The following is an 8,769-nucleotide window of genomic DNA, read 5'->3' as shown; positions in this document are numbered from 1 at the left end:
TTTACGAAGGGCCAAGGGCCAAGGGCCAAGGGCCAAGGGCCAAGGGCCAAGGGCCGGCGTGGCCGACGCTCCTCGCCTCAGCCGTCAGCCCTCAGCCCTTCCTCAAAACGGCCAAGTCCACTCGTCGTACTCCGGCATGTCGATGCCGTGCTCGAAGGCGTAGTTACGGGCATCGATCTGCATGTCGCGGAAGCGCTGCTTGGCATGCGCCCCCACCACTGACAGCCTCGGCACCCGATCGATCACATCAATGGCGAGGCTGAAGCGGTCGATCTCGTTCTCGATGGCGAGCTCCAGCGGCGTGTTGATATTGCCGCGCTCCTTGTACCCGCGGACGTGGAACTGGGAGTGGTTCGACTGCTTGTAGGTGAGACGGTGGATGAGCCACGGATAGCCGTGGAAGTTGAAGATCACCGGCTTGTCCACGGTGAAGATGCTGTCGAAGTCGCGGAAGCTCAGCGCATGTGGGCCTTCGTGGTTCAGTGTCATCAGGTCCACGACGTTGACGAAGCGGATCTTGATGTCGTCGAACGCCTCGCGCAGCATCGCGGTGGCTGCCAGTGCCTCCTTGGTGGGAATGTCGCCGCAGCCCACCATGACCACGTCGGGCTCATGACCCTCGTCGTTGCTGGCCCACGCCCAGATGCCGACGCCCTTCGTGCAGTGCTTGATGGCGTCCTCCATGTTGAGGTACTGCAGGTGGCTCTGCTTGTCGGCGACGATGACGTTGATGTAATTCATGCTGCGCAGGCAATGATCCGCTACCGACAATAGGCAGTTCACATCCGGCGGGAGGTAGATGCGCGCCACCTCCGGGTTCTTGTTCACTACCACGTCGAGAAAGCCCGGGTCCTGATGGGTGAAGCCGTTGTGGTCCTGACGCCAAACGGTGGAGGTGATCAGCAGGTTCAGCGACGCGATGGGCGCCCGCCAGGGGATCTCATTGCAGATGGCCAGCCATTTGGCGTGCTGGTTGTACATGCTGTCGATGACGTGGATGAAGGCCTCGTAGCTCGCGAAGAAGCCGTGGCGGCCCGTCAGCACATAGCCTTCGTACCAACCCTCCAGGGTGTGCTCCGAGAGCATCTCCATCACCCGCCCGTCCGGTGACAGCTCGCCGCCATCGTCGTCCTCCGGCAGGTACTCCTCAAGCCAGAGCTTCTTCGACACCTCGTAGATGGCGTCCAGCTTGTTGGACGTGTTCTCGTCCGGGCCGAAGACGCGGAAGTGGTCCTCGTTGCGGCGCATCACTTCGCGGAGCAGGGCCCCGAGCGGCTTGGTGTTCATGGCTCGCACCGTGCCCGGGCGCTCCACGTCGCAGGCGAACCGGCGGAAGTCCGGCATGCGCAGCGAATGCCGCAGCAGACCGCCATTGGCGTGCGGGTTGGCGCTCATGCGCATGTTGCCGGTGGGGGCGGCGGCGCGGATCTCGGGCTTGAGCTTGCCGGTGTCGTCGAACAGCTCGTCCGGCTTGTAGCTTTTCATCCAGGCCTCGAGCTGGGCCAAGTGCTGGGGATTGCCGTGCAGGCCCGAGAGCGGCACCTGATGGGCGCGCCAGAAGCCCTCGACCTTGTGTCCGTCGACCTCCTTCGGCCCGGTCCAGCCTTTGGGCGTGCGCAGCACGATCATGGGCCAGCGGTAACGCGAGACCTTGGCAGGACCTTTGGCGCGGGCGTCCGCCTGGATCTCCTGGATGCGGGCATAACAGGCATCCATGGTTGCCGCCATGTGCTGGTGCATGGCCAAGGGCTCGTCGCCGGCGACGAAATGCGGCTCCCAGCCGTAACCGCGCATCAGTGATGCCAGCTCGTCCTCAGGGATGCGCGCCAGCAGGGTGGGGTTGTTGATCTTGTAGCCGTTCAGGTGAAGGATCGGCAGCACCGCGCCGTCGCGGGCGGCGTTCAGGAACTTGCTGGAATGCCAGGCAGTCGCCAGCGGGCCGGTCTCGGACTCGCCATCTCCCACAGCGACGACCACCAGCAGGTCCGGGTTGTCGAAAGCGGCGCCGAAAGCGTGGCTGATGGAGTAGCCAAGCTCGCCACCTTCGTGGATGGAGCCCGGCGTCTCCGGTGTGCAGTGGGAGCCGATGCCGCCGGGGAAGGAGAACTGCTTGAAGAAGGCCTTCATGCCTTCTTCGTCCTCGGATTTGTTGGGGTAGACCTTGGAGTAGGTGCCTTCCAGGTACACCGGTGCCAGCACCCCGGGCGCACCGTGGCCCGGGCCGGCGAGGAAGATGGCCTCTTGGTCGTGCGCCAGAATGATCCGATTAGTGTGGCAGTACATGAACGCGAGCCCGGGACTCGCGCCCCAATGCCCGAGCAAGCGCTTTTTGATGTGCGCCTCTTTGAGCGGCTCGCGGAGCAGGGGATTGTCCATCAGGTAGATCATGCCGACGGCGAGGTAGTTGCAGGCGCGCCAGTAGGCATCGATCCGGGCAAGCTCCTCGTCGCTCAGGGGCGTTACGGGCGTTTCGGACATGACGTCCTCCGCAGGTGGTGGTGAGAGCGGATCAGGCAGGTTAGGCCCTGCATGTTAAGACGCGGTGACCACCCCGATGGACTGTCGATGCAAGCGATAGTGTGCTTAGACGCTCGCGAGATGGCTGCCGGGAAGGCAATTGCGCGCGGGCACGCGGCGTAGATCCCAATGCGCGAGCGCCCAGTTCCAGAAGGCAGACACTTGCCCGGGCGGCTCAGGCGGCAGGACTTGCCCGAGCACGGCCCAAGCCCTCAGCAGTGCCGGCAGTGGGTCCGCTGCGCTGACGGGAACGTCCGCGCGTGACTTCGAGAGCTTGCGGCCGTTAGTGTCCAGCACCAACGGCAGGTGGGCATAGGTCGGCTGCGGCAGCCCGAGGTGGGCTTGCAGCCGCAGTTGGCGGGAGGTCGACAGAAGCAGGTCCGCACCGCGCACGACGTCGGTGATGCCCTGCGCGGCATCATCGACGACGACAGCGAGCTGGTAGGCGTGCAGTCTATCGGCCCGGCGGAGCACGAAGTCACCGACGGCGCGGGCGACGTCTTGGCGTTGCGGCCCGTGGATGCGGTCCACGAAGCTGATCTCTGGGCCATCCGCACGCAGGCGCAGGCTGCGCGGCTCGCGCCCCGGCGGCAGGCCCTGCCGGCAGGTGCCCGGATAGACGGGCCCCTCGGCCCCGGGCAGGCCCCCAAGGCCGATCTCGCGGCGGGTGCAGCCGCAGGGATAGACCAGCTCCAGGGCTTCGAGCTGCTCGATGGCAGCGGCGTAGGCCTCGGTGCGCCGGCTTTGGTAGAACACCGGGCCGTCCCAGTGCAGGCCGAAAGCCTCCAGGGTTCGCAGGATATCGTCCGCGGCGCCCGGCACCTCGCGGGGTCGGTCGAGATCCTCCATGCGCACAAGCCACTCGCCGCCCGCGGTTTGCGCGTCGGCGAAGCTCCCTACGGCTGCCACGAGGGAGCCGAAGTGAAGCGGACCGGTGGGGGACGGGGCGAAGCGCCCGCGGCGACGCTTCGCCGGAGCGACAGCAGTCAAACGGCAGCAAACAGCGTCCGCGGTGGCGCGGCGCGCCGGCCGATGATGACGGCGCTATCAGCCGCGCTGTTTCTCACGGATCTCGTCCAAGGTCTTGCAGTCGATGCAGAGGGTGGCAGTGGGGCGCGCCTCGAGGCGGCGGATGCCGATTTCCACGCCGCAGGCTTCGCAATAGCCATACTCGTGTTCGTCGATGCGCTCCAGTGCCTCGTCGATCTTCTTGATGAGCTTGCGCTCGCGGTCGCGGGTGCGCAGCTCGAGGCTGAACTCGGACTCCTGCGTCGCGCGATCGTTTGGATCAGGGAAATTGGTGGCCTCATCCTGCATGTGGTGGACGGTACGGTCCACCTCTTCCATCAGTTGTCGCTTCCATTCCAACAGCAGCTTGCGGAAGTGCTCCTCCTGCTCGGGACTCATGTAGTCCTCGTCCTTGCCGGCCTCGTAGGGCTCGAATCCGAACGCCTTCGCGCCTTGTGTGTTCGCCTCGGCCATGGGTGTGCTCCCGCAGACAAAGGATCGTCGTTGCTGGACCTGCCGCCGGGTATCGGGTCGGGCGGTTACCCGCACGACACGGGGCCCGGGCAGCGCTGAATCCGCGTTTCTACCAGAGACCGCAAATCGCGGCAACTGGCTGACATGCTTCGATGGCGGCTGCTTCCGCCGGCGACGGATACCAGCGGCGGGGTGCTGTGCTAGTCTCGGCGGCCTGACGACCCAGCAGCACCGAGGCCGCCGGCATGCCCGAGCTTGAAGCCATTATTTTCGACGTGGACGGCACCCTTGCCGACACCGAGCGCGATGGCCATCGCATCGCGTTCAATGCTGCTTTCGCCGACGCCGGGCTCGACTGGGAGTGGTCGGTGCCGCTCTACGGCGAGCTGTTGCAGGTCACGGGGGGCAAGGAGCGTATCCGCGCCTACCTGGCCGAGCATCTGCCCGACTTCTCGCCCCCCGAGCCGCTGGACGACTTCATTCGGGGCTTGCACCGCCGCAAGACGGCGCATTACACGCAGATGATGCGCACGGGCAGCATCGGGCTCAGGCCGGGTGTACTGCGCCTGCTGCGCGAGGCGATGGACGCAGGCATCCGGCTCGCCATCGCCACCACGACCACACCCGAGAACGTTTCGGCTTTGCTCTCGGCTGCACCCGTGCCTGGCCATTATCCGGCATTGGAGCACTGGTTCGAGGTCATCGCCGCAGGTGACGTTGTGCCGGCGAAAAAGCCGGCAGCGGATATTTTCCACCTTGCCTTGACGGAGCTGGATCTGCCGGCCAACGCTTGTGTCGCCGTCGAGGATTCGGACAACGGTGTGCGCTCCGCCCTCGGGGCTGGACTGGATGCGCTTCTGGTGACGGTGAGCTCGTATACGCGAGACCAGGACTTAGCGGCCGCCGCGCTGGTGGTGGACGGCCTGGGCGAGCCCGGCTCGCCGCCCCCCAAGGTGTTGGACGGCGGCTGTGCGGATCCAGTCGCCGGTGTCCTACGGGACGCAGGCTGTGTAGACCTGACGGTGCTGCGGGCGCTGCATGCTTGCGCGTTTGGGCGCTCCGGGGACTGAGGCCGGCATGCTGGAGCCCGCCGCCCGCGCTCGGGCCGTTGCGCCCTTTCAGGTTATGCGGATTCTCGAGCGTGCGCAGGCGCTGGAGGCGGCCGGGCGCGACATCATCCACCTCGAGGTGGGCGAGCCGCGCTTCCCGATGCCGGAGTTATTGCTGGAGGCGGCGCGCCACGCTTTAACGTCCGCGCCCATGGGCTATACCCCGAGCCCCGGCCTGCCGGCGCTGCGCCGCGCCATCGCCAGTCACTATGGTCGCCGCTACGGCATTGCCCTGGATCCGGCCCGTGTCATTGTCACCCCCGGTGGGTCGGGCGCACTGCAATTGGCGTTGGCGGCTTCGGTCGCGGTTGGCGACCGCGTTATGGTCGCTGAGCCTGGCTACCCCTGCCACCGGCACATAGCTGCGTTGACCGGGGCGGAGGTCTATGCGCTCACGCTGTCCGCCGCAGCGGGCTGGCGCCCAACGGTGGCGGGTATGCGCGCGACCTGGCAGGCTGGCACCCGGGCGTTCGTTTTCGCTTCTCCGGGAAATCCCACGGGCGTTGTATTGGAACCGGCAGAGATCGCCGCGTTATACGACGCCGTGCGCGAACGGGGCGGCGGCCTAGTCGTGGATGAGACTTATCAGGGTCTGGTCTATGATGCGACGGACACCACCGCGCTTGCCGCCGGCGACGACGGTCTTTTCGTTGTCAACAGTTTCTCGAAGTACTTCGGCCTGACGGGCTGGCGTCTCGGCTGGCTCGTGGTCCCGCCGGGCTGGCCGCCGATTGTCGAGCGACTTGCGCAGAACCTGTTCCTAGCGGCTCCGACCCTCTCGCAGCATGTGGCAACGGCAGCCTTGTCGCCCGATGTGCTGGCGCTGTTGGAACGGCGCCGGGATATGCTGCGGCGCAGACGGGATCTGCTGTTGGCGGTCTTGCCGCAGCTCGGCTTTTCGCTGCCGACGACGCCAGCGGGCGCCTTCTATGTCTTCGCGGCGTTGCCACCAGAGGCGCTCGATGCGCCCGCTTTCGCGGTATCGCTGTTGGACGCAGCGGGCGTCGCGGTTGCGCCGGGTGTAGATTTCGGCGGAGCGCAGGCCGCGCGGATGCTGCGCCTCGCGTACACGGAAGATGAATCGCGTTTGCGTGAGGCCTGCAACCGGGTTGCGGCGTTCTCTTACGGTGGCTGAGGGTCCTTAGCAAACAGGCGTGAGGGGTTAGGCTGCGTGCACCATTGGATGACGCATGGCCCGGCAGCGAGATAGGATAGCTGGCAGCCGTGTCCGATCGCCGGCACGGAAACCGGTGTAAAGCAGCCTCTGTACTCGCGAAATCACGCGGTCAGTGTGCAATAATCGCTGCGTCGCGAGCGCTGCTCGGGAACCGGTTCCGGTTCTGCCAGATCTCTCACATCGGATTGTTGCGAAACGTTGTCCATGCTTCGACTCCCCCTCATCCTTGCACTGCCCGTGTTGCTGATTGTCACTGGCTGCGCGAAGCCGCGGTTTCCGCCTTTACCAGAGGCGACCTACCAACTACGGTACGCGCAGAAGTACAAGATCGGCCCGGGAGATTCCGTAGAGATCTTTGTTTGGCGGTATCCGGAGGTCAGCACGACCGTCCCCGTGAGGCCAGATGGCTACATCTCGGCGCCTTTGCTTGAGGACGTGCCAGCTGCTGGCAAGACCCCGACGGAGCTAGCGCGGGATCTTGAGGAGGCACTGTCGGTGTTCCTTCGCGATCCTCTTGTCACGGTCATCGTCCAAGGCTTCGTCGGCATCTACCCGGAGCAAATCCGTGTGCTCGGCGAGGCCACCGAGCCGCGGGCTCTGCAGTACAATGACGGCATGACCCTGTTAGATCTGCTCATCGCAGTGGGCGGTTTAACCGAGTTTGCTGACGGCAACCGCGCTGTGCTGGTTCGCTTCGAGGACGGCATCAAGCAGCAATACACAGTGCGGCTTCGCGACCTAATCGAAGACGCCGACCTCACCGCCAACGTCGACATGCGCCCCGGGGACATCTTGTTGATTCCCGAGTCCTGGTTCTGAGCTTGCCCCGGCACGCGAGCGCAGCATAGGCAACCCCATGCAAGAAGCTATTCGCTTGGCGATGTTTTATCTCAGCGGGATCTGGCGATTCCGCTGGCTGGTGTTGATCGTCGCCGCCATCGCATCCCCAATCGGTTGGGCTTACGTCGCCTCTTTGCCGGATACTTATGGCTCGTCTGCCCGCGTCTATGTTGATACGGACTCCGTTCTGACGCCTTTGCTGAGTGGACTTGCCATCAATACCAACGAGTCCCAGCGCGTGCGTATGATGACCAACGTGCTGTTCGGGCGCGAGAACATGGAGAAGCTCGCCCGTATGACCGACATGGATCTGCGCGCCAAAACGCCGCAGGAAATGGATGGGCTCATCGAGAGCCTGAAGCGACGAGTCAAGCTTCGCGCCCAGGGTTCCAACGTCTATCACATATCCTTCCAGGACGAGTCGCCCGAGTTGGCTAAACGCGTCGTGCAATCGATGCTCACCATTTTCGTGGAGTCCAGCCTAGGCTCGTCGCGGCAGGATCAGGATTCGGCCGAGCGCTTTCTCCAACGCGAAATCAAGGACTACGAGCGCCGGCTCATCGATGCCGAGCGGAAGCTAAAGGATTTCCAGATGCGCAACCTCGACTTGTTGTCGGAGAAGGGTAGCTATTACGATCGGCTCCGACAGTCGAAGGCGGACCTGATCCAGGCGCAGGACGAGCTGGCCTTGGCGGAGACCCGGCGCGAAGAGCTCGCGCAGCAGCTTGAGTACATGGAGAGTGAAGGGGCAAGCATGCCGTATTTCCAGACCTGGCTGGAAGAATCGTCCAAAGAGGTCACCAATCCCCTAGATGTCAAAATTGCTGACATGGAGTCACAGATTGACGAGCTACTGATCCGGTATACGGAGCGGCACCCCGAGGTCATCGCGATGCAGCGCGCCCGAGCGCGGCTGATTCAGCAGCGTGACCAGCAGCGCGACATCTATGTCACGGAACAGAAGAACAACGAAGTCGCGGTGGTGCAGTCTTTGGCCCAGAGTCCGGTCTACCAAGAGATGCAGCTACGTCTCGCCAGTGCCGAGACAGAGCTAGCAACACAAGAGACCCGCGTTGCCTCGCTGCGCGACAAGATCGAGCAGTTCCAAGCTGCCGTGGATGAGGTATTGCAAATCGAGGCCGAGCAGAAGCAGCTCAACAGGGATTACGGCATCTTAAAAGATAACCACCAAACGCTGCTTTCGCGTCTAGAAAAGGCGCGACTGACGCGTGAGGTGGACACCAGCGTCGACACCGTTAAATTCCGTACGCTCGACCCGCCGCAAGTCCCCGAGGAGCCATCTGGCCCAGATCGCATTGGTATGTCTTCACAAGTTTTCGGCGGCTCGATTCTCGCCGGACTGGGCATCGCCTTTCTTCTCGCTCAGCTGAGGCCAGTCTTCTTCGACCGCCGACAGCTGTCGGAAGTGACGGGTGTCCCCGTCCTCGGAAGCATCAATTTGCTGACAGTACCAAAGGCGCGCATGCGCCAACGCTTTTCGACTGTCGCATTCGCGTTGGCTCTGCTGCTGTTAATCGTGACCTCTCCGGCCTACCTTGCTGTGTGTTTGCTCGATCGGGTGGTCTTCTCAAATTTGCATATCTACTCGGTCGGCCTCATTTATGCCCCAATACCCGCATTTCG

The 8,769-nt window shown here is 64.0% G+C and carries 7 protein-coding genes; 4 read left to right on the top strand and 3 right to left on the bottom strand.

The genetic code is table 11. The features are described 5' to 3' along the window. Positions 1–102 precede the first annotated feature (102 nt). The 3 genes from I6U14_RS10175 to dksA form a co-directional block, all read right to left on the bottom strand. A complete protein-coding gene (locus I6U14_RS10175; protein WP_296899007.1) occupies positions 103–2,478 on the bottom strand; it encodes a phosphoketolase in 2,376 nt (791 codons plus the stop codon). Positions 2,479–2,583: 105 nt separating this feature from the next. Continuing rightward, positions 2,584–3,507, bottom strand: coding sequence for a tRNA glutamyl-Q(34) synthetase GluQRS (gene gluQRS / locus I6U14_RS10170; protein ID WP_296899005.1), 924 nt, complete (start codon positions 3,505–3,507; stop codon positions 2,584–2,586). Positions 3,508–3,564: 57 nt separating this feature from the next. Beyond that, positions 3,565–3,999, bottom strand: a complete 435-nt coding sequence (gene dksA, locus I6U14_RS10165) for an RNA polymerase-binding protein DksA (RefSeq protein WP_296899003.1) — start codon at positions 3,997–3,999, stop codon at positions 3,565–3,567. Positions 4,000–4,244: 245 nt separating this feature from the next. Between dksA and I6U14_RS10160 the strand changes: the two genes are divergently transcribed. The 4 genes from I6U14_RS10160 to I6U14_RS10145 form a co-directional block, all read left to right on the top strand. Next, entirely contained in the window at positions 4,245–5,069 is an 825-nt protein-coding gene (locus I6U14_RS10160) for an HAD-IA family hydrolase (protein ID WP_296899002.1), read from the top strand. A 7-nt stretch (positions 5,070–5,076) separates the two neighbouring features. Next, entirely contained in the window at positions 5,077–6,243 is a 1,167-nt protein-coding gene (locus I6U14_RS10155; protein WP_296899001.1) for an aminotransferase class I/II-fold pyridoxal phosphate-dependent enzyme, read from the top strand. A gap of 246 nt (positions 6,244–6,489) precedes the next feature. Continuing rightward, positions 6,490–7,104, top strand: a complete 615-nt coding sequence (locus I6U14_RS10150) for an XrtA/PEP-CTERM system exopolysaccharide export protein (RefSeq protein ID WP_296899000.1) — start codon at positions 6,490–6,492, stop codon at positions 7,102–7,104. A 37-nt stretch (positions 7,105–7,141) separates the two neighbouring features. Next, positions 7,142–8,769, top strand: a 1,628-nt coding sequence (locus tag I6U14_RS10145) for an XrtA system polysaccharide chain length determinant (protein ID WP_296898999.1), incomplete at its 3' end; no start/stop codon positions are given.

The sequence above is a fragment of the Thiohalocapsa sp. genome, assembly GCF_019695415.1.
GTDB lineage: Bacteria > Pseudomonadota > Gammaproteobacteria > Chromatiales > Chromatiaceae > Thiohalocapsa.
Note: the sequence above shows the minus strand (reverse complement) of the source record. Positions and strands in the feature narration are given on the sequence as shown.

Coding starts and splice junctions, on each gene's coding strand:
- I6U14_RS10150 (WP_296899000.1), top strand. CDS start 6,490: ATGCTTCGACTCCCCCTCATCCTTGCACTGCCCGTGTTGCTGATTGTC.
- I6U14_RS10155 (WP_296899001.1), top strand. CDS start 5,077: ATGCTGGAGCCCGCCGCCCGCGCTCGGGCCGTTGCGCCCTTTCAGGTT.
- dksA (WP_296899003.1), bottom strand. CDS start 3,999: ATGGCCGAGGCGAACACACAAGGCGCGAAGGCGTTCGGATTCGAGCCC.
- I6U14_RS10175 (WP_296899007.1), bottom strand. CDS start 2,478: ATGTCCGAAACGCCCGTAACGCCCCTGAGCGACGAGGAGCTTGCCCGG.
- I6U14_RS10160 (WP_296899002.1), top strand. CDS start 4,245: ATGCCCGAGCTTGAAGCCATTATTTTCGACGTGGACGGCACCCTTGCC.